The 21244-nt window shown below is 62.0% G+C and carries 23 protein-coding genes; 11 read left to right on the top strand and 12 right to left on the bottom strand.

All coding sequences use genetic code 11. From position 1 onward, the window contains the following. Nucleotides 1-25 precede the first annotated feature (25 nt). The 3 genes from mobA to glp are packed head-to-tail and all read left to right on the top strand — an operon-like array spanning nt 26 to nt 3278. Nucleotides 26-658: a molybdenum cofactor guanylyltransferase MobA gene (gene mobA, locus MWU54_RS16485; protein WP_247085922.1), complete on the top strand. Its 633-nt coding sequence runs from the start codon at nt 26-28 to the stop codon at nt 656-658. Continuing rightward, a complete protein-coding gene (mobB, locus tag MWU54_RS16480) occupies nt 655-1146 on the top strand; it encodes a molybdopterin-guanine dinucleotide biosynthesis protein B (protein WP_247085920.1) in 492 nt (163 codons plus the stop codon). Before mobA ends, mobB begins: the two co-directional genes overlap by 4 nt. Next, on the top strand, nt 1143-3278 hold the full coding sequence (glp, locus tag MWU54_RS16475) for a gephyrin-like molybdotransferase Glp (RefSeq protein WP_247085918.1): 2136 nt from the start codon (nt 1143-1145) through the stop codon (nt 3276-3278). Before mobB ends, glp begins: the two co-directional genes overlap by 4 nt. 39 nt (nt 3279-3317) lie before the next feature. Here glp and MWU54_RS16470 read toward each other — a convergent pair whose 3' ends face one another. From MWU54_RS16470 to MWU54_RS16460, 3 genes are all read right to left on the bottom strand, one after another. Then, nucleotides 3318-4325, bottom strand: a complete 1008-nt coding sequence (locus tag MWU54_RS16470) for a hypothetical protein (protein WP_247085916.1) — start codon at nt 4323-4325, stop codon at nt 3318-3320. A gap of 16 nt (nt 4326-4341) precedes the next feature. After that, nucleotides 4342-4812, bottom strand: a complete 471-nt coding sequence (gene greA / locus MWU54_RS16465) for a transcription elongation factor GreA (RefSeq protein WP_247085914.1) — start codon at nt 4810-4812, stop codon at nt 4342-4344. Between the two features lie 138 nt (nt 4813-4950). After that, nucleotides 4951-5697, bottom strand: coding sequence for a sulfite exporter TauE/SafE family protein (locus tag MWU54_RS16460; protein WP_247085912.1), 747 nt, complete (start codon nt 5695-5697; stop codon nt 4951-4953). A gap of 80 nt (nt 5698-5777) precedes the next feature. Here MWU54_RS16460 and MWU54_RS16455 point away from each other — a divergent pair, with 80 nt between their 5' ends. From MWU54_RS16455 to MWU54_RS16440, 4 genes are all read left to right on the top strand, one after another. Further along, nucleotides 5778-6464 (top strand): FCD domain-containing protein, encoded by a 687-nt coding sequence (locus tag MWU54_RS16455; RefSeq protein WP_247085910.1) that lies wholly within the window; start codon nt 5778-5780, stop codon nt 6462-6464. Nucleotides 6465-6585: 121 nt separating this feature from the next. After that, nucleotides 6586-8235 (top strand): electron transfer flavoprotein-ubiquinone oxidoreductase, encoded by a 1650-nt coding sequence (locus tag MWU54_RS16450; RefSeq protein WP_247085908.1) that lies wholly within the window; start codon nt 6586-6588, stop codon nt 8233-8235. 96 nt (nt 8236-8331) lie between these two features. Next, a complete protein-coding gene (locus MWU54_RS16445; protein ID WP_247085906.1) occupies nt 8332-10059 on the top strand; it encodes a tetratricopeptide repeat protein in 1728 nt (575 codons plus the stop codon). Next, the gene (locus tag MWU54_RS16440; protein WP_247085904.1) at nt 10043-10855 is read left to right on the top strand and encodes a 4-(cytidine 5'-diphospho)-2-C-methyl-D-erythritol kinase; all 813 of its coding nucleotides are present in this window, start codon (nt 10043-10045) and stop codon (nt 10853-10855) included. Before MWU54_RS16445 ends, MWU54_RS16440 begins: the two co-directional genes overlap by 17 nt. Here MWU54_RS16440 and MWU54_RS16435 read toward each other — a convergent pair. Then, the gene (locus MWU54_RS16435) at nt 10848-11846 is read right to left on the bottom strand and encodes a polyprenyl synthetase family protein (RefSeq protein WP_247085902.1); all 999 of its coding nucleotides are present in this window, start codon (nt 11844-11846) and stop codon (nt 10848-10850) included. The genes MWU54_RS16440 and MWU54_RS16435 overlap by 8 nt on opposite strands. Before the next feature lie 56 nt (nt 11847-11902). On the opposite strand from MWU54_RS16435, the gene MWU54_RS16430 reads away from it, so the two are divergent. The 3 genes from MWU54_RS16430 to MWU54_RS16420 all read left to right on the top strand — a co-directional run bounded on the left by MWU54_RS16430 (nt 11903) and on the right by MWU54_RS16420 (nt 13157). Next, the gene (locus MWU54_RS16430) at nt 11903-12118 is read left to right on the top strand and encodes a DUF2007 domain-containing protein (protein WP_247085900.1); all 216 of its coding nucleotides are present in this window, start codon (nt 11903-11905) and stop codon (nt 12116-12118) included. Beyond that, on the top strand, nt 12108-12881 hold the full coding sequence (locus MWU54_RS16425; protein ID WP_247085898.1) for a methyltransferase: 774 nt from the start codon (nt 12108-12110) through the stop codon (nt 12879-12881). Before MWU54_RS16430 ends, MWU54_RS16425 begins: the two co-directional genes overlap by 11 nt. A gap of 114 nt (nt 12882-12995) precedes the next feature. Further along, nucleotides 12996-13157, top strand: a complete 162-nt coding sequence (locus tag MWU54_RS16420) for a DUF465 domain-containing protein (RefSeq protein WP_247085896.1) — start codon at nt 12996-12998, stop codon at nt 13155-13157. 31 nt (nt 13158-13188) lie between these two features. Here the strand turns inward: MWU54_RS16420 and gcvA are convergent, their stop codons facing one another. The 7 genes from gcvA to MWU54_RS16385 all read right to left on the bottom strand — a co-directional run bounded on the left by gcvA (nt 13189) and on the right by MWU54_RS16385 (nt 19995). Next, complete coding sequence (gene gcvA / locus MWU54_RS16415; RefSeq protein WP_247085894.1) at nt 13189-14127, bottom strand: transcriptional regulator GcvA; 939 nt, start codon at nt 14125-14127, stop codon at nt 13189-13191. Between the two features lie 294 nt (nt 14128-14421). Beyond that, nucleotides 14422-15018 (bottom strand): alpha/beta hydrolase, encoded by a 597-nt coding sequence (locus MWU54_RS16410; RefSeq protein ID WP_247085891.1) that lies wholly within the window; start codon nt 15016-15018, stop codon nt 14422-14424. Then, complete coding sequence (locus MWU54_RS16405; RefSeq protein ID WP_247085889.1) at nt 15011-15943, bottom strand: VOC family protein; 933 nt, start codon at nt 15941-15943, stop codon at nt 15011-15013. Before MWU54_RS16405 ends, MWU54_RS16410 begins: the two co-directional genes overlap by 8 nt. A gap of 111 nt (nt 15944-16054) precedes the next feature. Next, a complete protein-coding gene (locus MWU54_RS16400) occupies nt 16055-16918 on the bottom strand; it encodes a DMT family transporter (protein WP_247085887.1) in 864 nt (287 codons plus the stop codon). A gap of 80 nt (nt 16919-16998) precedes the next feature. Continuing rightward, nucleotides 16999-17724, bottom strand: a complete 726-nt coding sequence (gene phbB / locus MWU54_RS16395; RefSeq protein WP_247085885.1) for an acetoacetyl-CoA reductase — start codon at nt 17722-17724, stop codon at nt 16999-17001. A 91-nt stretch (nt 17725-17815) separates the two neighbouring features. Further along, the gene (locus MWU54_RS16390; protein WP_247085883.1) at nt 17816-18988 is read right to left on the bottom strand and encodes an acetyl-CoA C-acetyltransferase; all 1173 of its coding nucleotides are present in this window, start codon (nt 18986-18988) and stop codon (nt 17816-17818) included. Between the two features lie 179 nt (nt 18989-19167). Further along, the gene (locus tag MWU54_RS16385) at nt 19168-19995 is read right to left on the bottom strand and encodes an EAL domain-containing protein (RefSeq protein ID WP_247085881.1); all 828 of its coding nucleotides are present in this window, start codon (nt 19993-19995) and stop codon (nt 19168-19170) included. Between the two features lie 230 nt (nt 19996-20225). Here MWU54_RS16385 and rpsD point away from each other — a divergent pair, with 230 nt between their 5' ends. Continuing rightward, nucleotides 20226-20846, top strand: coding sequence for a 30S ribosomal protein S4 (gene rpsD / locus MWU54_RS16380; protein WP_247085879.1), 621 nt, complete (start codon nt 20226-20228; stop codon nt 20844-20846). Nucleotides 20847-20993: 147 nt separating this feature from the next. On the opposite strand, the gene MWU54_RS16375 is transcribed toward rpsD, so the two are convergent. Beyond that, complete coding sequence (locus MWU54_RS16375) at nt 20994-21209, bottom strand: DUF1127 domain-containing protein (RefSeq protein WP_247085877.1); 216 nt, start codon at nt 21207-21209, stop codon at nt 20994-20996. Nucleotides 21210-21244: the final 35 nt, after the last annotated feature.

Below are 21244 nucleotides of genomic sequence, written 5' to 3'. Positions count from 1 at the left end.
CCTGCGCAGGAACCGGAGCCGTGTGATGCAGACACCAATGGGGGTTATTCTGGCGGGCGGTCAGGCCACGCGTATGGGCGGGGGCGACAAGGGGTTGCTGCGCCTTGGCGACACCACGCTGTTGTCGCGCGTTGTCGCACGGCTGTCCCCGCAGGTGGGGGACATGGCACTGAACGCCAACGGCGATCCTGCACGATTTTCTGACTACGGCCTGCCGGTCTTGCCCGATAGCATAGACGGGTTTCCCGGCCCGCTTGCGGGGGTGTTGGCGGGGCTCGATTGGGCGGCAGAGCAGGGCGCGGAGACCATTGTGACCGTGGCGGCGGACACGCCGTTTTTCCCGACGGACCTTGTGACCCATCTTTGCAAGATGGCCGACGGCATGGCGCATCCGCTGGTTCTGGCCGCCACCCCGCGCGGGACGGAAAAGACCAAATCCATGAGCCGCTCCGGCCTGATCCGTCACCCGACATTTGGCCTCTGGCCGGTCGCCCTGCGCGATGATCTGCGCGCGGCCTTGGGCGACGGGATCAGCAAGGTGGTCATCTGGACCGAAAAACACGGCGGGCGCGAGGCGGTGTTTCCGACCGACGCGGGCGATCCGTTTTTCAACGTGAACACACCCGAAGACCTGGCGACGGCAGAGGCAATGATATGAAGCTCTACGGTGTCACCGGCTGGAAGAACGCGGGTAAAACCGGGTTGATGGAACGTCTTGTGACGGAAATCACCGGGCGCGGGCATTCGGTGTCAACGGTGAAACATGCCCATCACACCTTTGACGTCGATCATCCGGGCAAGGACAGCCACCGTCACCGCGTCGCCGGGGCCACCGAAGTGCTGCTGGCGTCCCGCAACCGCTTTGCGTTGATGCATGAATTGCGCGAAGAGGATGAACCAACGCTTGAGACGCTGCTGGGCAAACTTGCGCCGGTCGATCTGGTGTTGGTCGAAGGCTACAAGCGCGACCGCCACCCCAAGATCGAGGCGTTCCGCGCCGAGACGGGCAATGATCTGATCGCGCCGGGGGATGATACGATCCGCGCCGTGGCCAGTGACAGCGCGCTGGATCTGGACCGCCCGGTGTTTGATCTGAACGACACACAGGCGATTGCCGATTTCATCCTGGCCGAGGTCGGGCTTTGACCGGCTTTGACACCTTTGTGGTCGTGGACTGGTCCGCCGGAAAGCGCGCGCCCAAGCACCCGTCAAAAGACGCGATCTGGATCGGGATTGTGCAGGACGGATCAGAGCGTGACCCGGTCTATTGCCGCACGCGGATCGAAGCCGAAGCGTGGCTTTCGGCATTTCTGGACGCCGAAGCCAAGGCCGGACGACGGGTTCTGGCCGGGTTTGATTTCCCGTTCGGCTATCCAAAGGGGTTTGTGCGCGCGGTCACCGGATCGGACGATCCTTTGGTTTTCTGGGATTGGCTTGCCGCGCGGATCACCGATGACGAAACGGGGGCGAACAACCGGTTCGAGGTGGCCGGACACCTCAATCGGCTGTTTGACGGGCCGGGTCCATTCTGGGGCAAACCCGATCCGGAGCTGTGGCCCGATATTCCGTATCGCAAGACCGGGATTGCCTATGATGTGGTGAGTGAACGCCGGGCCTGTGATCTGGTCGCAAAGGCGGCGTCATCGTGTTTCCAGTTGTTTTTCAATCCGACCGTCGGCAGCCAGTCCCTGATGGGGCTGCCGATGCTGGCCCGGTTGCGCCAGCGTACGGGAGTGAAGGTCTGGCCGTTCGAAGACGGAGCGGACGCGCAGACCCTGTTTGTCGAGATCTGGCCGGGATTGATCGAGGACGCGGTGAAAGCGGTGTCTGACGACCCGATCCGCGACCGCGTTCAGGTGCGGCTTTTGTCGCGGGCCTTGGCCGCGTTGCCGGCCGAGCGTCTGGACGCGATGCTGGCGGATGTCGGGGAGACGGCGTCAGAAGAGGCGTGGATCTTGGGTGCGGGGCATCGCGATGCGCTGACCAAGGCTGCTCAGGCCGGGATCACGCTGACGCCCCCGCCCTTGCGCAACGATTGTTTCGCCTTGCCTGCGGGTGTCGACTGGACCCCGGTGGATGACGCGCTGGGGCTGCTGCGGGATCGGATCACGCCCGTTGTCGGGCAGGAAACCGTGCCGCTGATGCAGGCGGCGGGGCGGGTTCTGGCGCAGGATGTGATCGCGCAGCGCTCCAATCCGCCACACCCCAATACGGCGGTGGATGGCTATGGCTTTGCCGGGACGGCGATAGGGGACGGGCCGCAGCTTCTGCCGCTGGTTGACGGGCGCTCTGCGGCGGGGGCGCCCTATGCCGGGTCTGTGCCCGCAGGCCATGCCATTCGTATGCTGACGGGGGCAGATTTGCCCGAAGGTGTGGACACCGTGGTGCTGGACGAAGATGTGCGGGTGGCCAACGGGCAGGTGGCCTTTCACGGCCCGCTGAAGCCGGGTGCCAACACCCGCAAGGCCGGAGAAGACGTGGCCAGCGGGGATGTGGCCCTGACGCAGGGACGCGTTCTGACACCGGCTGATCTTGCGCTGGCGGCCGCGGTCGGACACGGCGACCTGCCGGTGTTCCGGCGGTTGCGTGTCGCGGTTCTGTCCACGGGGGACGAAATCGTCGATCCGGGGGGCGCGGTGCAGGCGGGGCAGATCTATGATGCCAATCGCCCGATGCTGCTGAGTCTGTGCGCCGGGTTCGGGTTCGCGCCGGTTGATATCGGCCGCGCCCCGGATGACCGGGATGCGCTGCGGGGGTTGCTGGATCAGGCCGCATCCCGCGCGGATGTGATCCTGACCTCGGGCGGGGCCTCTGCCGGGGATGAAGACCACATGTCGGCGCTGCTGCGCGAAAGCGGCGCATTGCAGGAATGGCGGATCGCGTTGAAACCGGGACGGCCTTTGGCGCTGGGGCTGTGGGATGGCAAACCGGTTTTCGGGTTGCCGGGCAACCCGGTTGCAGCGCTGGTCTGCACTTTGGTTTTCGCGCGCCCCGCGATGGGGGCTTTGGCCGGGGCAGGGTGGCAGGTGCCGCAGGGGTTCGACGTGCCCGCAGCGTTCGAGAAACGCAAGAAGCCGGGGCGGCGGGAGTATCTGCGCGCGCGGATCCGGAATGGGCGGGCCGAGGTGTTCAAATCCGAAGGATCGGGCCGGATCAGCGGGCTCAGCTGGGCGGAGGGGCTGGTCGAACTGCCGGACGGTGCAGTGCATGTGCGCCCCGGTGATCCGGTGCGGTACATCCCTTACGGATCGTTTGCGATGGGGGAGCGGATGCGTTGACGCATCCGTCCGTTTCCGGGGGCGGAAACGCCGCCGGGATCAATCGAACGTGCCGGTCACGCGACCCAGCAGCATGAAGGCCCGTGCCGTGCGGGTGCCTGCCAGATCCGAGATTTCGGCATCGCTTGCGGTTTCTTCGAACCGGGCAAAGCCCTTGTCGAACAGCCGCAGGAAGTGGTGCGCGGCGTCGCGGAAGATCGGATCCTGTTTCATCCGTCCCGCCGCCAGCGCCAGCGACGACCGGTCCCGCACACCGCCAAGGGCCGCGATGGTGCGCCCGCGCTCGCCCTTGGCAAAGCGCCGCCACAGTTCCGGGCGCGCCATGTCGGGGCGCAGATCATCCATGTAGATGCCGTCCTGGCTCAGCAGGGTCAGCACGTCCTGCGCAGCTTGCACCAGTTGCGCCGACGGGCGGTCTTTCAACGCGCGGCGCAGGGCGGCAAAGCCTTCCTGATCGTCGGCGGTTTCCGGGAAATGCAGGGCGCGGACAAAATCGGAGTTCGACAGCGGCGGCTGCAACGCTTCGGCAGGTGTGCCCAAGGCAAGCGCCGGTTGGTCCCCGGTTTCGGGATCGGGGGCGGCGGCCTGTACCGCGATCTGGGCGGCGCGGGTCGATGTGAACATCGCCAGCGTGGTTTCGGCCTTTTTCTGCGCATCCGCGATTTCTTCAAGTTTCTTGACAATCGACGGGTGCGGCTGGTGATCGCGGCCACCGGCCTGGTTCTGGGTGATATACGCGTGGCGAATTGCATCAATGGCGGTCTGCAGGCGGGTGCTTTCTTCGCGCATGATCCGCGACGAGCGCGCGCCCAGGGCGGCGACCCAGATCATGCCCACCGGAAAAAACACCACCATCATCACAAGCAGGAAGCGCAACCCGTCAGCGCCGTCATCCCCGGAAAACAGGAAAAACGCCGCCGAAATCACCAGCCAGATGACACTCAGCGCGGCTGCGGTCAGTTCAATCCCGCTCAATCCGCCGGACGCCTCCGAGGTCCGGCTGAGGCCGACATTCGTGCCGGTGCGGGTGTCGTTCTTTTCTGCCATGACGCGATCCAACCGATCAGACGTATGCGATCTTGAGCACTTCGTACGACTTTTCACCCCCTGGCGTGCGCACTTCCACGCTGTCGCCTTCCTCTTTGCCGATCAGGGCACGGGCGATGGGGGATTTGATGTTGAGAAGACCCTTTTCGATATTGGCCTCGTGTTCGCCCACGATTTGCCAGGTTTTCTCTTCGTCGGTGTCTTCATCGACCAATGTCACGGTGGCGCCGAACTTGATTGCGCCGGACAGCTTGGTGGGATCAATCACTTCAGTCAGGCTCAGCACGCCTTCGAGTTCCTTGATCCGGCCTTCGATAAAGCCCTGCTTTTCCCGCGCGGAGTGGTATTCGGCGTTTTCCTTGAGGTCGCCCAATTCCCGCGCTTCGGCGATGGCCTGAATGATGGCGGGACGCTCTGTTGATTTGAGCGTTTTCAATTCTGCCTCAAGCGCGGCATGGCCGGCGCGGGTCATTGGTAGCTTTTCCATGGGACGTTTCCCTTTTGGTCATTGGAGCCAAGGCTCTGACGCCGGCAAGTCTGGTGCGGTCTAAACATGTCACTTCGGTTTGCACAAGACTGACCCGACCCATTCGGGAAACGCAAGTGATTTGCTGCGCCTGCGCGGTCACGTGCGCACAAAGAAAATCCCGGCCATGACCAGGCCGATGACGGTGATAAACATCCGCAGCAGCCCGGTGTCGGTAATCTTCAGGGCCAGTCGCGCGCCGATATAGCCGCCGCAAAGCTGCGCCAGCGCCAGAACCAGTGCGGCGTCCCATGCAATCAGCCCGGCTACGGTGTAGGCGGCCACCGACACCACCGACAGCAGGGCGGACACGAGGTTCTTCAGCCCGTTCATCCCGTGCAGATTGGTCAGCCCCATCAGGCCAAACGCCGCCAGCAGCATGATGCCCAGCCCGCCATTGAAATAGCCGCCATAGATCGACACGGCCAAAAGCACCGCAGCCGCCACCGGTTTCGGGGCCTTTGTCCCGGTGCGCATGTGTTTCATGGCAAACGGTCCAAGGCCAAAGACCAGCGTGCCCAACAGCAAGAGCCACGGCACCAGTGCTGAAAACGTCTCTTGCGTTGTGATCAAAAGCAGACCGGCCCCGGCAAGGCCCCCGATCGCGGCCAAAAAAAGCACCATTGCGATGGGCAGCGGATCCTGCGTTTCCATGTCGTGCCGGTAGGCCCAGGCGCTGCTCAGGTATCCGGGCAGCGCGGTGAGCGTGGCCGTGGCATTGGCCATCACCGGCGGCACGCCGACCCAGACCAGCGCCGGGAAGCTGATGAATGTGCCACCACCGGCAATGGCGTTGAGCATTCCGGCGGCAAGGCCGGCAAAAATCAGGAGGGCTGTGTCAAACATGGGGGCGCACCGATGTGAAAGATGGGGTCTCTTGCCAAAGGCTGGATTGGTCTGCAAATTGGTCTGTAATTGGGGGCGACATGAACAAGACGACTGCCTTGACGGCGCTGCGGGTGCATTTGGCCGAAACCCAGCCTGCACCCGGAGACCGGTTGCCGCCCGAACGCGATCTGGCGGCGCGGATCGGGTGCAGCCGCCAGACGATACGGGCCGCGTTGGACGTTCTGGCGCGGGAAGGTACCGTTTGGCGCCACGTGGGGCAGGGCACGTTCTGGGGGCCGCGTCCGGACGGGGCGCGGGTGCGGGACGCGGTTTTGATCGAACTGACCTCACCGATGGACCTGATGGAGGCGCGTCTGACGCTGGAGCCGTCTGTTGCCGCCCGCGCCGCGCAGATGGCCCATCCGGACGATGGCGCGCGGTTGATGACGCATGTGGAGGCAGGCCGCGCCGCGCGTGATCCGGCCATGTGCGAACAGGCCGACAGCGCCTTTCACCGGGCCGTCGCCGAAATCGCGCGCAATCCGGTTTTGCTTGGCGTGTTGTCATACCTGTCGGACGTGCGGCGCAGGCGCGCGTGGCAGCACGAATGGGGGCGGACCTATCGCCGGATCGGCGTCGCGGAATTTCGCGGCTTGCACAGCGCCCAGCACGCCACCATCGCAGAGGCGATTGCCCGCGGTGACGCCGAGGCGGCACAGGACAGCATGCGGGCGCATTTGCAAACCATCCGGGACTCGATGTCGAAAACGGTCAAAATCGACTGAAAACCCTGCGAATGGGGTCAAAAACAACCTGTAACGCGGTGTCGCAATTGACCGTGTTGGGCGCGCGCGTTACCTCCCGTGTCAGGTTTTCGAGACGCCATTTTCTAAGGAAGAGCCAGACATGAGCGAACACACGCGCGAAGCGATGGAGTATGATGTTGTCATCGTCGGAGCAGGGCCAGCGGGCCTGTCTGCTGCGATCCGGTTAAAGCAACTGGATGCCGATCTTGACGTGGTCGTTCTGGAAAAAGGCTCGGAAGTGGGCGCGCATATCCTGTCGGGTGCGGTGCTGGACCCCTGCGGTCTGGATGCGCTGATCCCGGACTGGAAGGACAAGGGCGCGCCGCTCAATGTGCCGGTCAAGGATGACAATTTCTACATGCTGGGCGAAGCGGGCCAAATCCGCATCCCCAACTTCCCGATGCCGCCGCTGATGAACAACCACGGCAACTACATCGTGTCGATGGGCAATGTCTGCCGCTGGATGGCCGAACAGGCCGAGGAACTGGGGGTCGAGATCTTCCCCGGCATGGCCTGTTCCGAAATCGTCTACGGTGAAAACGGTGAGGTCAAAGGTGTTGTTGCCGGTGAGTTCGGCAAGAACGCGGATGGCACGCCCGGGCCGGGATACGAGCCGGGGATGGAACTGCACGGCAAATACGTGTTCCTTGGCGAAGGCGTGCGCGGCAGCCTGTCCAAAGAGGTGATCGAGAAATTCGATTTGTCCAAGGGCAAAGAACCGCAAAAGTTCGGCCTTGGTATGAAAGAGATTTGGGAGATCGACCCGGCCAAGCACAATGAAGGCTCTGTCACCCACACGATGGGCTGGCCGCTGAATTCCAACGCAGGCGGTGGGTCGTTTATCTATCACCTCGACAACAATCAGGTCTATGTCGGGTTCGTGGTGCACCTGAACTACGAAAACCCGCACCTCTATCCCTACATGGAGTTCCAGCGCTTCAAGCACCACCCGATGGTGGCCGATCTGCTCAAGGGTGGCAAACGCGTGGCCTATGGTGCGCGGGCGATTTCCGAAGGCGGTTATCAGTCGATGCCCAAGATGGTGGCCCCCGGTGTGGCGCTGCTGGGGTGTTCGGTGGGGATGGTCAACGTGCCGCGCATCAAGGGAAACCACAACGCGATGCTGTCGGGCAAGGCCGCGGCAGAAGCTGCCTTTGCCGCGATCAAGGATGGTCGCGCGTCGGATGAGCTGGCGGATTACGAAACCGAAGTCCGCGACGGCGCGATTGGCGAAGACCTCAAGAAAGTGCGCAACGTCAAACCGATGTGGTCCAAGCGCGGGTTGCTTGCGTCCCTGACCTTGGGTGGGCTGGACATGTGGACCAACACGCTGGGCTTTTCGATGTTCGGCACCATGGGCCACGGCAAAACCGATGCCGAGGCCACGGGCGAGGCGTCCAAGTTCAAGCCGATCGACTATCCCAAACCCGATGGCAAACTGTCCTTTGACCGCCTGACCAACGTGTCCTTTGCGGCCACCAATCACGAGGAAAGCCAGCCGGCGCATCTTAAGCTGAAGGATGCGTCGATACCGGTGTCGGTGAACCTGCCGAAATACGCCGGACCGTCGGCACGGTATTGCCCGGCGGGGGTTTACGAATTTGTGAAGGACGAACAGGGCGACGACAAATTCGTCATCAACTTCCAGAACTGCGTCCACTGTAAAACCTGTGATATCAAGGACCCAAGCCAGAACATCAACTGGACGGTCCCGCAGGGCGGCGACGGGCCGAACTACCCGAATATGTAACTCAGCAAGGCCGGGCACTCGCCCGGCCTTTTGCGTTGGTTGCGCCGGTGCGGACCCCGCGCTACGTTTCGACAAATGGCCTTTTGGGAGACATGGATGGTTCATTCGAGCATGCGACGGATACTGGGAACGGCGGCAGTTGCGCTGTGCCTGCTGGCCCCCGGCGGCGTCATGGCGAACAGCCTGTCCGGAGACTATCTGGCCGGACGTCAGGCGAGCTTTGACGGCAACATTTCGGCAGCGGCAGAGTATTACGGCCGTGCGGTGATGTTCGATCCGGACAACCCGGTGATCCTCGAACGCGCCGCCTTGGCGGAAATCTCGCTTGGTGATCTGGAGCGCGCCGCCGCGCTGGGGTCGAAGCTGGTCAATGATGGCAGCCGCAGCCAGGTGGCGCAGATGGCGCTTGTGGCGCAAAACGCGCGCGACGAAGACTACACCGCCGTGATCGCGCTGATCGAGGATGATCGGGGCGTTGGACCGCTGGTGGATGGTCTGCTTCTGGCATGGTCGCAACTGGGCACGGGCGACATGACATCGGCGCTGGTGCAGTTCGACGAGATCGCCAACCAGCAGGGCATGCGGAATTTCGCGCTGTATCACAAGGCGCTGGCGCTGGCGTCGGTCGGCGATTTCGAAAGCGCGGGCGGTATTCTTGAGGACGCGGGCACAGGTGGCATGCAACTGACCCGCCGGGGTGTCATGGCGCATGCCGAAGTGCTAAGCCAGTTGGAGCGCAACGAGGACGCGTTGCAACTGATCGCAACCGCATTCGGAGGGGAACTGGACCCGGCCCTGCGCGAGATGAAAGCCACGCTTGAATCGGGTGAGGCGCTGCCCTTCACGCATATCCGTGGCGCGCGCGATGGCGTGGCCGAGGTGTTCTACACACTCGCGGCCGCGCTGGCGAGCGAAGCCAATGACGAATTCACGCTGCTCTATACCCGTGTGGCAGAATACCTTCGCCCCGATCATGTGGATGCGATCCTGCTCTCGGCCAGCCTGCTGGACGAGTTGGGTCAGTCCGACCTTGCCGGCAAAGCCTATGCGCAGGTGCCGGACACGCACCCGGCCTATCACGCCGCCGAACTGGGCCGCGCGGCTGCGCTTCGCGACAGCGACAAGGTGGATGCGGCGGTCGAGGTGCTGGAACGTCTGACCAAGACGCATGCGCAGGAACCGATTGTGCATTCCACCCTTGGCGACACGATGCGCCAGCTGGAACGGTACGAGGAGGCCATTCAGGCCTACACCGATGCGCTGGACCTGTTCGAGGTCGAGGGCCGCAGCCAGTGGTTCCTGCATTATGCCCGCGCGATCAGCTATGAACGTCTGGATCGCTGGGACGAGGCCGAAGCCGATTTCCGTGCCGCGCTGGAACTGAACCCGGACCAGCCGCAGGTTCTGAACTACCTTGGCTATTCGTTGGTCGAGAAGAAGATGAAGCTGGACGAGGCGCTCGACATGATTGAACGCGCTGCGGCCGCGCGACCCGACAGCGGGTATATCATCGACAGCCTGGGCTGGGTGCTGTACCGGCTTGGCCGCTATGACGAAGCCGTGGGGCACATGGAGCGCGCGGCGGAACTAATGCCGGTTGATCCGATTGTGAATGACCATCTGGGCGACGTGTACTGGGCTGTGGGCCGCAAGACCGAAGCGCGGTTCCAATGGAAACGCGCGCTGTCCTTTGCGACTTATGGTAATACCGCCGAAGAGGTGAAGGTCGACCGCATCCGCCGCAAGCTAGAGGTGGGGCTGGATCAGGTGTTGGCCGAAGAGGGCGCACCGCCGTTGCAGGTGGCCAGTGACAGCACCGATTAAGGCGCGCGCGCCTGCCAAGATCAACCTGACGCTGCATGTCACAGGTCAGCGCGACGATGGATATCACCTGCTCGACTCGCTCGTGGTGTTTGCCGATGTGGCGGACACGCTCTCCCTCGCGCCATCTGACCAGATGCGCCTGAAAGTGGACGGCCCATTTGCAGACGGTGTGCCTGCGGATGCCAGCAACCTTGTGTGGAAAGCCGCCGCGCTGTGTGGCGGCGCGTATGATATTGTCCTGACCAAGAACATCCCCCACGGGGCTGGCCTTGGCGGCGGGTCCGCCGATGCAGCGGCGGTTCTCCGCCTGCTGGACCGTCCCGAGTTTGCCCCCGAACTTGGCGCGGATGTGCCGGTGTGTTTGTGGGATCGCCCGCAACGCATGCGCGGCATTGGGGACCGGCTGGATCGTCACCACCCGGTGCCGTCTTTTGCACTGGTGCTGGTCAATCCGGGTCTCCACGTCGCCACGCCGGATGTGTTTTCCGCGTTGGATACCAAATCCAACGGGGGTCTGACGGATATTCCCAAAACGCCAGACGCGGACTGGCTGACTTGGCTGCGCGAGCAACGCAACGATCTCGAACCCGCAGCGTTGTCCGTGGCTCCGGGCATTGCCCATGCCTTGGACGCCCTCAGGGATGCACAGCTTGCGCGCATGTCCGGGTCCGGCTCGACCTGCTTCGGGATCTATCCGGATATCGCACAGGCCACCGGTGCGGCGTCACGCATCGCGCGCGTACATCCCGAATGGTGGGTCACCGCGTGCCACACCATCGGCGCACAGCCTAGTTGACCCGCGCCACAACGTAATCGGCCAGATCGTCCAGCATGTCCTTGATCGGGTGATCCGGCAGCGTCGCCAATGATTGCCGCGCTTTGGAAATCCATGCGTTGGCTTCAGCGCGGGTTGCTTCAAGCGTGCCGTGTTTGTTCAGCAATGCAATGGCGTGCTCCAGATCGCCGTCCTCTTGTTTGCCTTTGGCAATCGTGCGGGTCCAGAAATCGCGTTCTGCGTCATCGGCCAGGGCAATCGCCTTGATCACCGGCAGCGTCAGTTTGCGTTCGCGGAAATCGTCGCCGACATTCTTGCCCGTGGCATCGGAGCCCCAGTAATCCAGCAGATCATCGACGATCTGGAACGCGATACCCAAGGCATCGCCATAGTCGAACAGCGCCTGCACCTTGGCGTCGTCCATGTCCGCAATCACGCCGCCCACCTCGGTCGCGGCGGAAAACAGCGCCGCTGTTTTCCCGCGCACCACCTGCAGATAGATCGCTTCGGTGGTCGTGATGTCCTGCGCCGCCGTGAGTTGCAGCACCTCGCCCTCGGCAATTGTTGCCGCCGCGTTGGACAGGATGCGCAGCACACGGATGCTGTTTGTTTCGGTCATCAACTGGAACGACCGCGCAAACAGGTAATCGCCCACCAGAACGCTGGATTTGTTGTCCCAGAGTAGGTTCGCCGTTGGCCGCCCGCGCCGTTTTTCGCTTTCGTCCACCACATCGTCATGCAGCAGCGTCGCGGTATGGATAAACTCAACCGTCGCGGCCAGCTTGACATGGTCATCACCCTGATACCCACACATCCGCGCTGCCGCCAAGGTCAGCATCGGGCGCAGGCGTTTGCCGCCCGCTTCGACCAGATGCGCCGTCACTTCCGGGATGCGCGGGGCGTGTTCGGACGCCATGCGCGTGCGGATCAGCGTGTTCACGGCCGTCATGTCATCCGACAGAACCTCTGCCAAACGATCATGCGGCTTGATCGACGGATTATCCAAACTCATCACCAATCCTTGTGGAAGGCTCGACAAAGCGGGCCGGGTGTTCCTACATCATGGTCATGGAAGAGCTTCTGCGTACCAACGACATAACACTGATACCGCTCGCCCGCGCCGTGCTTGAGGACGAGGGTATAGCCAGCTTTGAATTGGACGTAAATATGAGCGTCCTCGAAGGCTCGATCGGCATCTTGCCGCGCCGTCTGATGGTGCGCACCGACGAGCTGGATGAGGCCCGTCGCATCCTGCGGGAATACGGGGTGAAATTTGAGGACTGACCCGTTTGCCCCCGACGACCTGACCCGCGACGATTTTCTGGGTGGGGCGGTTCGGTTGTGGCAACCAAAAGACGGCTACCGCGCCGGGGCCGATCCGGTTTTGCTGGCCGCGTCGGTGCCGGCGCGATCCGGTGAAACGGTGCTGGAACTGGGTTGCGGCGGCGGCGCTGCGCTTGCCTGTCTGGGCGCACGTGTGCCCGGTCTCACGGTGACCGGCGTTGAAATGCAACGCGCCTATGCCGATCTTGCGCAACGCAATCTGGACGACAACGGCGTCACGGGCACCATCCATTGCGCTGACCTCACCGCGTTGCCGCCCGAGGTCAAAGCCCACAGGTTCGACCATGTGATCGCCAATCCGCCCTATTTCGAGAACCGGCGCGCCGTTGCACCCACATCGGCAGATCGCGCCTTTGCCCGGTCCGGCGCATTGCCGCTGGCCAAATGGGTCAGCGTCGCGTCCAAACGTCTGGCCCCCGGCGGGATGGTCACCTTTATCCAGCGGATCGAACGCCTGCCCGAACTGATGAGCGCGTTTTACGCCCATCTGGGCGCGCTGGAGCTTTGGCCGATTCAGCCGCGGACGCACCGCGCCGCGCGTCTGTTCCTGCTGCGCGGGCGCAAAACCGCGCGGGCGGCGTTTGTGTCGCACCCTCCACTTGTGCTGCACCGCGGCGATCATCACGAAAAAGACGGTGATTCGTACACAAAACCGGTGTCCAATGCGCTGCGATCCGCGCAACCGTTGCCATTTCCCGACTAAAAACGTCACCTTAAGCGGCAAGGTTAAGCCAAGTTCAGGAACAATGCGAATGCGGCGTGACAGATTGCGAAAACTATGATGGACTGAACCTGTACCCATCAACAGGAGGACTACATGAGCTTGACTTCACACCTTCAGGAACTGAAGCGAAAGCACCAATCCCTGTCTGAAGAAGTGGAACAGGCGCAACGTGCGCCGGGCGTCGACGATCTGGCCATCGCGTCGCTTAAAAAACAAAAGCTCCGATTAAAGGAAGAGATCGAGCGTCTCTCATAATCCGATTGGCCCGGGCTCGCCCCGGGCTTTTTCACATCCCGACAACCGACACGGTGGTTTTGTCCGGCAACCGCTTGCGGATTTCACCAATCTCGTGATCCAGCCAATCGGCAAACAGCGCGACATGCGGTTTCGTCTCATGTCCTTGCGGGCACACAAATCGAAAATGCGCATTTGTCGTTAGGGCGATGTCGAACGGGGCCACCAGCTGACCATCGATCAGGGCGCTGGCCGCAACGGTGCTGCGCGCCAACACCACGCCACCCCCTGACAGTGCGGCATCCACCGCGTGATCCGCTTGGCTGAAATGCGCGCCCTTCAAATCCGACACTTGAAGGCCATTGGCCTTGAACCATTGCGCCCAATCCGCGCGCGGCGACAGAAAGTCGATGCTGTCATCAAAGATCAGCGGTGCCGCACACAGCTTGTCGGGCGTGTCATAGATCGCGGCCAATTCCGGTGTCATCACCGGCGCGATCCAGTCATGGATCAGGACCTTGGAAAACAGCCCTTCGTCCTTGCCATAGCCAAACCGGATCGCAACATCGACATCGTCGCGTTGAAAATCAAGCAATCGCAGGCTGGCGGAAACCCGAAGATCAATCTCGGGATGGGCCTGCACAAACCCGAACATGCGCGGCGCGAGCACTTTGGCGGTAAAGGCCGGACCCGCCGTGACCGTCAGGACGTTCGACTGGGCCTGCCTGCGCGCAGAGCGCCACGCGGTTGAGATCAGGTCGAACCCCTCGGCCACACCGCCCCGAAGCGCGTTGCCCTCTGCCGTCAATTCAACCGCCCGGTTCAAACGGCGGAACACCGGAACGCCCAGATGTTCTTCAAGCGATTTGATCTGAAACGACAACGCGGCAGATGTCACGTTTAGCTCGGCCGCCGCCTGCGCAAAAGACATATGGCGCGCGGCGGCCTCAAAGGCGCGCAGGGCGGTCAGGGGCGGCAGACGGTCACTCATGACAGTTAAGTAAAACTAAACTGAAAGAATGAAAAGTCTCGTTTGTCGCTTTTATGGCAAGGCCCCATATTCAGGACAGTTGAAATTTACCAATGTCAGGAAGTCCCCATGTTCGAGATCCCAACAACCACCCGCCACCGTGACGCAATCCGTGCCGCCCACGAAGAACGCGGCGCACTGATCCGCAATTTCTTCCGCGCGTTGCGTGGCTAAGACGACCCGGACCGCAGAGATACTCCGTCGGTCCGAACGCAGGAACGCCCCCGAACCTGATGGCTCCGGGGGCGTTTTTTGTTACCCGAGAAAGCGTTGAATTTCGGTCAGTTCGGATTGTACCAATTCGTGCCCGCCGGCATGCCAATGGGTCGACAAATCTACGTTCTGCGCAGTAAGATATGCCATCAACGCCTGAGTCTGCGATGCAGGACAGATCGGATCCCGCTCTCCCGCCGTGATCAGCCACCGCGTCCCGGCAAGACCCGGCTGCGGGGCAGGGGTCCAGGGGATCAGCGGGTGCATGGCAATGACATCGGAAAAGATATCGGGATGATCCAGGGCCACCGCCGCCGCGATGTTGGCACCGTTGGAATAGCCCAACGCAATCACCTGCGCCGCGCCGGTTTCGGCAGCCTTGGCACGGACAAATCCCGCCATTGCCTCGCGCCGCGTGGCAAGATCCTCCATGTCATACACGCCTTCGCCGGTCCGGCGGAAAAACCGCGCCATCCCGTGTTCCGACACGTCGCCCCGTGGGGACACCACATGGGCGTCGGGCATCAATTGCCGCGCCAGATCGTGAAACTGGTGTTCGTCCCCGCCCGTACCGTGGAAGGTCACCACCAAAGGCGCGCCCGGCGCGCCTTTGGTCTGGGCATGGAGATAGTCAGTCAACGATCGGCTCCAGGTAGCTGTTCTCAAGAACCGAGCGCAGATGTTCGTGCTGCGTTGGCAGTTTCAGCGCTTCGCCCAGATGTGCGGTGTCCTCATCCCTGTCAAACCCGGGCTCATTGGTCGCCACTTCGAACAGAACGCCACCCGGTGTGCGGAAATAGATCGCGTAGAAATAGTCGCGGTCAATCACCGGCGTGACCTGATAACCGGTGTCCATCAGTGCCTTGCGCACCTCCAGTTGCGTGTCCCGGTTGTCGACGGAAAACGCGATGTGGTGCACCGATCCGGCACCCTGATCCGCAAATGGTGCGTCCACCTGCGTGATGTCGATCACATTCGCCTCGTTGCCGTCTGGCACGTGAAAGCGGGTGACGTTGTCCTGACGCTCCAACTCTTCATAGCCCATGAAACGCAGCAATTCGGCGCTGGCCCCGGCATCTTTCAACCGCATGTCCGCGCTGTGAAACCCGCGAATGGCCACATCCTCGGACACGCCATAGGCGGTCCACGGCGCGCGCGGATCATCCTCGGTTTCCACCAGAACAAATCCGTCGCCATCCGGCCCGTCAAATCGCAGGCGCGCCTGACCGAAGGTGGTTTCCTCTTTGATGTTTTTTACGTCAAAGGTGGCCAGCCGGTCTTTCCAATAGCCAAGGCTGCCCTTGGGCACGGCAAACCCGGTGATCCCCACTTCACCCGTGCCCGGACGCCCGCGCCGGGCGTTTGGGAATGGAAAATAGGTAATCACCGTGCCGGGAGTGCCTTCTTCGTCGCCGTAATACAGGTGATAGACCTCTGGCGCGTCGAAGTTGACGGTTTTCTTGATCCGCCGCAGGCCCAGCGTCTTGGTGAAAAAGTCGTTGTTTGTTTGTGCGCCACTGGCCAGCGATGTGACGTGGTGCAATCCGTTAATCTGGTTCAGCATGGTATCTCTCCCGAATGCAAATGGGTCTATCCCGTTTGATCCAAGATATAGCTGCGGTTTCGCGCACATAAACCGCCATAGGCGCGCCTTTTCTGTGCGAATACGCAGGGTCTAGCGTTGGCGAGACGCCAGTGCGGCAATACCGGCCCCCACGGTGATCAACCCGGCAGCGGCCAAAAGCTGCCAAGACGCCATCGCGAATCCCGCCGCAATCAGAACCAGCGTCGACAACAGCGGCGCGGCATAGCTTGCCACGCCCAGCAACTGGATGTCGCCGCGTTTTACCCCGATGTCCCACACGTAGAATGCGAGGCCAACCGGGCCCAAACCCAGCGCCAGAACCGACAACCAGCCAAACAGGTCGCCCGGCCAGATCGTGGTTTCGAACATCAGATGCGCTGGAACGGACAAGAGTGCGGTAAAGACGCAAAACACCGCCACCGCTTCCGTCGGCACGGTGCCCAGCCTGCGCGACACCACCGAATAGGTGCTCCAAGTCAGGGCGCACAGCCCGGCCAGAAGCAGCCCCGGCGTCGCGGCGGCGTCAAACGCAAACCCGTTGCGCAACACGATCAGCGCGGCCCCGGCAAATGACACAAGTGCCCCGATGATATGACCGGGCCGCAGGTGTTCACCCGGCAAGAGCCCCGACAGCAGCACAATCAGCAAGGGCCAGAGATAGGCAATCAACCCCGCCTCGGCCGGAGGCGCCAGCCGCAATGCCGAAAAATACAAGGCGTGGTAGCCGAACAACCCGGCCGTCCCAAAGGCGTAGACCGTCCAGGGCACCTGCGCCAGCTTACGCCCCGTGCCACGCACAACAACCCACAACACGCCCACCGTGCCGCCGATGGCAAAGGTCAGCGCGTTCAGCTGGAACGCCGGGACCGGGGCTGATCCAGCGGTAAAAAGCGCTAGCAGCGCCCAAAGCAGAACGGCCACAAAGCCGATGCCGGTGGCAGTCATGTGTGTCATGCGCGCGGCTTAGTGAGATGTGGCGCAAAAGAAAAGGCCCGCGCAGTTGGCGGGCCTTCACAAACGTCCTCTCCGGTGGTTCAGACGAAGAACTGCGCACCATTGGCAGAGATCGTCGAGCCGTTGATGAACCCGGCGTCGTCAGAGGCGAGGAACGCCACGCAACGTGCAATCTCTTCCGGCTCGCCCAGACGACCGGCAGGGATCTGCGGGATGATCTTGGAGTTGAGAACCTCTTCCGGGATCGCGCGCACCATTTCGGTGCCGATATAACCGGGGCAAACCGCGTTGGCGGTGATGCCTTTGGCAGCACCTTCCTGCGCCAGCGACTTCACGATGCCCAGATCACCCGCCTTGGTCGCGGCATAGTTCACCTGACCGGCCTGGCCTTTCTGACCATTGATCGAGGAGATCACGATCACGCGGCCAAAGCCCCGCTCGCGCATGCCGGGCCAGATCGGGCGCACGGTGTTGAACACGCCTGTCAGGTTGGTGTCGATCACCTTCTGCCACTGCTCGGGCTTCATCTTGTGAAAGAACCCGTCCCATGTGATGCCCGCGTTGGCGACAACCACGTCGATCGGGCCCAGATCGGCCTCGACCTGCGCGATGCCCGCTTCGGACGCCTCGTAGTTGGCGACGTCCCACTTGTAGGTCTTGATGCCGGTGGCTTCGGTAAAGGCGGCGGCCTTTTCGTCGTTGCCCGCATATGTTGCGGCAACGTCGTACCCGTCTGCCTTGAGTTTCTTGGAAATGGCTTCACCGATTCCGCGGCTGCCACCTGTGACGAGTGCAACTCGTGCCATTGGAGATCTCCTCTAAAGTCTTTGGGGATGCCGGGCTGAACCCCGGCCTACATAAAAGGGACCGGCGGGCACAAAGGCCCGCCGACCGGTCTTAACGCTCGACGCAGAGGGCCACGCCCATGCCGCCACCAATGCAGAGTGTGGCGAGGCCTTTCTTGGCATCGCGGCGCTGCATTTCGAACAGAAGCGTGTTGAGAACACGCGCGCCGGACGCGCCGATTGGGTGACCAATGGCAATCGCGCCGCCGTTCACGTTCACAATCGCCGGATCCCAGCCCATGTCCTTGTTCACCGCGCAGGCCTGCGCGGCGAAGGCTTCGTTGGCTTCGACAAGGTCCAGATCGCCAACCGACCAGCCTGCTTTTTCCAGCGCCTTGCGCGATGCGTAGATCGGGCCGACACCCATGATCTTCGGGTCCAGACCGGCTGTCGCATAGGATGCGATGCGGGCCATCGGCGTGATGCCGCGCTTGGCTGCGTTTTCTTCCGACATCAGCAACACGCCCGCCGCGCCATCGTTCAGGCCCGATGCGTTCGCCGCTGTGACGGTGCCGTCCTTGGTAAATGCGGGGCGCATCTTGGCCATCGCTTCAAGGTTCGCGCCATGGCGGATGTATTCATCCTTATCGACCACGATGTCGCCCTTGCGGGTCTTGATGGTGTAGGCAATCACTTCGTCGTCGAACTTGCCCGCTTTCTGAGCGGCTTCGGCCTTGTTCTGCGACCCAACGGCGAATTCGTCCTGCATCTCGCGGCTGATCTGCCATTTTTCGGCAACGTTTTCCGCGGTCTGGCCCATGTGGTAGCCGTTGAAAGCATCCCACAGACCGTCGCGGATCATGGTGTCGATGTATTTGACATCGCCCATTTTCGTGCCCTGACGCAGATTGGCGGCATGCGCGCTCAGCGACATGTTTTCCTGACCGCCTGCGGCCACGATCTCGGCGTCGCCCAGCATGATGTGCTGCGCGCCCAAAGCCACGGCACGAAGGCCCGAGCCACACACCTGGTTCAAACCCCAGGCTGCGCTTTCCTGCGGCAGGCCGGCATTGATATGCGCCTGACGTGCAGGGTTCTGGCCTTGTGCGGCTGTCAGAACCTGACCGAGAATGGTCTCGGACACCGCGTCTTTTTCGACGCCAGCGCGTTCAACGACAGCGTTGAGCACGGCCGCGCCAAGGTCATGGGCAGGTGTGTTTGCGAAAGAACCGCCGAACGACCCAACAGCCGTCCGTGCGGCGGATGCGATAACGACGTTTGTCATATGTTCCTCCACCGAGTGTTGGGCGAGGGGGGATTCCCGCAGTGGATTCTGCGCCAAAGCGCCTGCGGCCCCCAGGCCCGTTCCGGCGCTTGCCTAAAGCAATGGTCTGCATCCGCATACCGGACAGGGTGTCTCAGGCCATTTCTGCATGGCCGGGTTGACGCAGGGTCATGGCGCGGTCAGCGGGCAGCGGCGCGTGCCGCAACCGGCCTCCACGGTGGTTCGATCGACGGCGCGCCAAAGTAATACCCCTGCAGGCAATCGACCCCGAGCTCCGCCAGCATCGTGGCATCGGCGCGCGATTCCACGAATTCGGCCACGGTAAACATATCAAATTGCTGGGCAATTGCGACGATGGCACGGGTGAGGACCTGGTTGTCGGGGTCATGGGCAATGCCGCGCACGAACTGTCCGTCAATCTTGAGAATGTCGAACTGAAACTCCCGCAGATACCGCAGTGCGGTGTATCCTGCGCCGAAATCATCCAGTGCGAAACTGATCCCCAATTGTTGCAGGTCGCGCATGGCTTGCACCACAAGTTCCGGCACCAGCATGGCCGAGGCTTCGGTGATTTCAAGAATCAGTCGCTCTGCCACGGTGTCGTCACGGGACAACCCGCGTTGTAAGACTTTGCGCCATTTCGGATAGCCGATGGATCGGGCCGACAGGTTGATCGCCAGCCGGATCCCCGGCGTTTGCGCCAGCGTGCGCAAACCGTGCTCCAGTGCCAGGCAATCCAGAAGCCGTCCGCTTTCCCGTTCCTCGATCTGCTCGATGAACTGACCCGCCGGAATAATCCTGCCGGTCGGATCGGTCACGCGGATCAGCCCCTCGAAAAAGGCGGTCTGATCCTGCCGCCGGGCATGGACCACCGGCTGAAAGGCCAACCGCACTTCACGGTGACGGACGGCCTCTTCGACCACCGAGAGGATATTCTGATCCCGCGTCTGCACAGCCGCATCAAGCGGAGACGGACCAAATGCCTTGCGGCTTGCACGTTGCGCCATAGGGGATTTCTCCTGCCAGGTGATGTGCAGTCTGGATCATGCGCCTTAAGTAAGGCTTAATGGCGCTGCAAAGCGACGGCATGTGTTGACTCTGCAAAAACCCCCCGTATAAGCGCGGCTTCATTGGTGTTGGTGGCCCCCGCAAGGGGATGCCTGTCATGGGGAAACCCAAGAGGACAACGCCCTTCATAGTCGCCTTTCGGGGCGTCGTTCCAAGAAGGAGATCAGCCGTGACAAAACGCACGTCTGCCAAGTACAAAATTGACCGCCGGATGGGTGAAAACATCTGGGGTCGTCCGAAATCCCCCGTCAACCGTCGTGAATACGGCCCTGGCCAGCATGGTCAGCGCCGCAAGGGCAAGATGTCCGACTTCGGTCTGCAGCTGCGTGCCAAGCAGAAGCTGAAGGGCTATTACGGCGACCTGACCGAAAAGCAGTTCCGCCGCATCTACGGCGAAGCCGAGCGTGTGAAGGGTGACACCGGCGAGAACCTGATCGGTCTGCTGGAGCGCCGTCTCGACGCGGTTGTGTACCGTGCCAAGTTCGTCGCCACCATCTTTGCCGCGCGCCAGTTCGTGAACCACGGCCACGTGACGGTCAACGGCCAGCGCGTCAACATCCCGTCCTACCGCGTGAAGGAAGGCGACGTGATCGAAGTGCGCGAGAAGTCCAAGCAGATGACAGCGCTGCTCGAAGCGGTTCAACTGCCAGAGCGTGACGTGCCGGATTATGTCGAGGTCGATCACTCCAAGATGAAGGCCACCTTCATCCGCACTCCGGGTCTGGGCGATGTGCCGTACCCAGTGATGATGGAACCAAACCTCGTTATCGAATACTACGCTCAGAACTAAGCCTGATCTGTACGGATCAACCGTACAAACCATACGAAAAGCCGCCCCCTTCCGGGCGGCTTTTTTCATGTCAGGGGTTCACGAAAAAAAGAAAAAGGCCGCGCGTTCTGCGCAGCCTTTTTTCCGATCAGACGGGATGTCTGGACGTTACTGCCAGAACACATCCCGAAAAACGTGACGCACGATATCTTCGCGGCGCAGACCTTTGGCGTTCAGCGCCTCGTCCGACATCGCCTGAAGACGCTCGATCTCGCGGACCCGGGACTGGGACGCGCTGATCTGGCCAATGCCGCGCATCAGGCCATCAAACAGGCTGCTGAAAAAGCCAACCTTCTCACCGCTATAGGACTGTGTAAGTGCCATGATTTGCCTCTGTGTTTCCGATGAATGGGACGCGG

This window comes from Marivita sp. S6314 (genome assembly GCF_023015985.1).
In the GTDB taxonomy this organism is placed as follows: Bacteria; Pseudomonadota; Alphaproteobacteria; order Rhodobacterales; family Rhodobacteraceae; genus Marivita.
This window is presented reverse-complemented; position numbering and strand designations above follow the sequence as displayed.

Coding starts and splice junctions, on each gene's coding strand:
- MWU54_RS16455 (WP_247085910.1), top strand. CDS start 5,778: ATGAACAAGACGACTGCCTTGACGGCGCTGCGGGTGCATTTGGCCGAA.
- MWU54_RS16390 (WP_247085883.1), bottom strand. CDS start 18,988: ATGACAAACGTCGTTATCGCATCCGCCGCACGGACGGCTGTTGGGTCG.
- MWU54_RS16445 (WP_247085906.1), top strand. CDS start 8,332: ATGGTTCATTCGAGCATGCGACGGATACTGGGAACGGCGGCAGTTGCG.
- MWU54_RS16375 (WP_247085877.1), bottom strand. CDS start 21,209: ATGGCACTTACACAGTCCTATAGCGGTGAGAAGGTTGGCTTTTTCAGC.
- greA (WP_247085914.1), bottom strand. CDS start 4,812: ATGGAAAAGCTACCAATGACCCGCGCCGGCCATGCCGCGCTTGAGGCA.
- MWU54_RS16430 (WP_247085900.1), top strand. CDS start 11,903: ATGGAAGAGCTTCTGCGTACCAACGACATAACACTGATACCGCTCGCC.
- MWU54_RS16400 (WP_247085887.1), bottom strand. CDS start 16,918: ATGACACACATGACTGCCACCGGCATCGGCTTTGTGGCCGTTCTGCTT.
- mobB (WP_247085920.1), top strand. CDS start 655: ATGAAGCTCTACGGTGTCACCGGCTGGAAGAACGCGGGTAAAACCGGG.
- MWU54_RS16460 (WP_247085912.1), bottom strand. CDS start 5,697: ATGTTTGACACAGCCCTCCTGATTTTTGCCGGCCTTGCCGCCGGAATG.
- MWU54_RS16470 (WP_247085916.1), bottom strand. CDS start 4,325: ATGGCAGAAAAGAACGACACCCGCACCGGCACGAATGTCGGCCTCAGC.
- MWU54_RS16385 (WP_247085881.1), bottom strand. CDS start 19,995: ATGGCGCAACGTGCAAGCCGCAAGGCATTTGGTCCGTCTCCGCTTGAT.
- MWU54_RS16450 (WP_247085908.1), top strand. CDS start 6,586: ATGAGCGAACACACGCGCGAAGCGATGGAGTATGATGTTGTCATCGTC.
- MWU54_RS16435 (WP_247085902.1), bottom strand. CDS start 11,846: ATGAGTTTGGATAATCCGTCGATCAAGCCGCATGATCGTTTGGCAGAG.
- phbB (WP_247085885.1), bottom strand. CDS start 17,724: ATGGCACGAGTTGCACTCGTCACAGGTGGCAGCCGCGGAATCGGTGAA.
- MWU54_RS16420 (WP_247085896.1), top strand. CDS start 12,996: ATGAGCTTGACTTCACACCTTCAGGAACTGAAGCGAAAGCACCAATCC.
- MWU54_RS16405 (WP_247085889.1), bottom strand. CDS start 15,943: ATGCTGAACCAGATTAACGGATTGCACCACGTCACATCGCTGGCCAGT.
- gcvA (WP_247085894.1), bottom strand. CDS start 14,127: ATGAGTGACCGTCTGCCGCCCCTGACCGCCCTGCGCGCCTTTGAGGCC.
- mobA (WP_247085922.1), top strand. CDS start 26: ATGCAGACACCAATGGGGGTTATTCTGGCGGGCGGTCAGGCCACGCGT.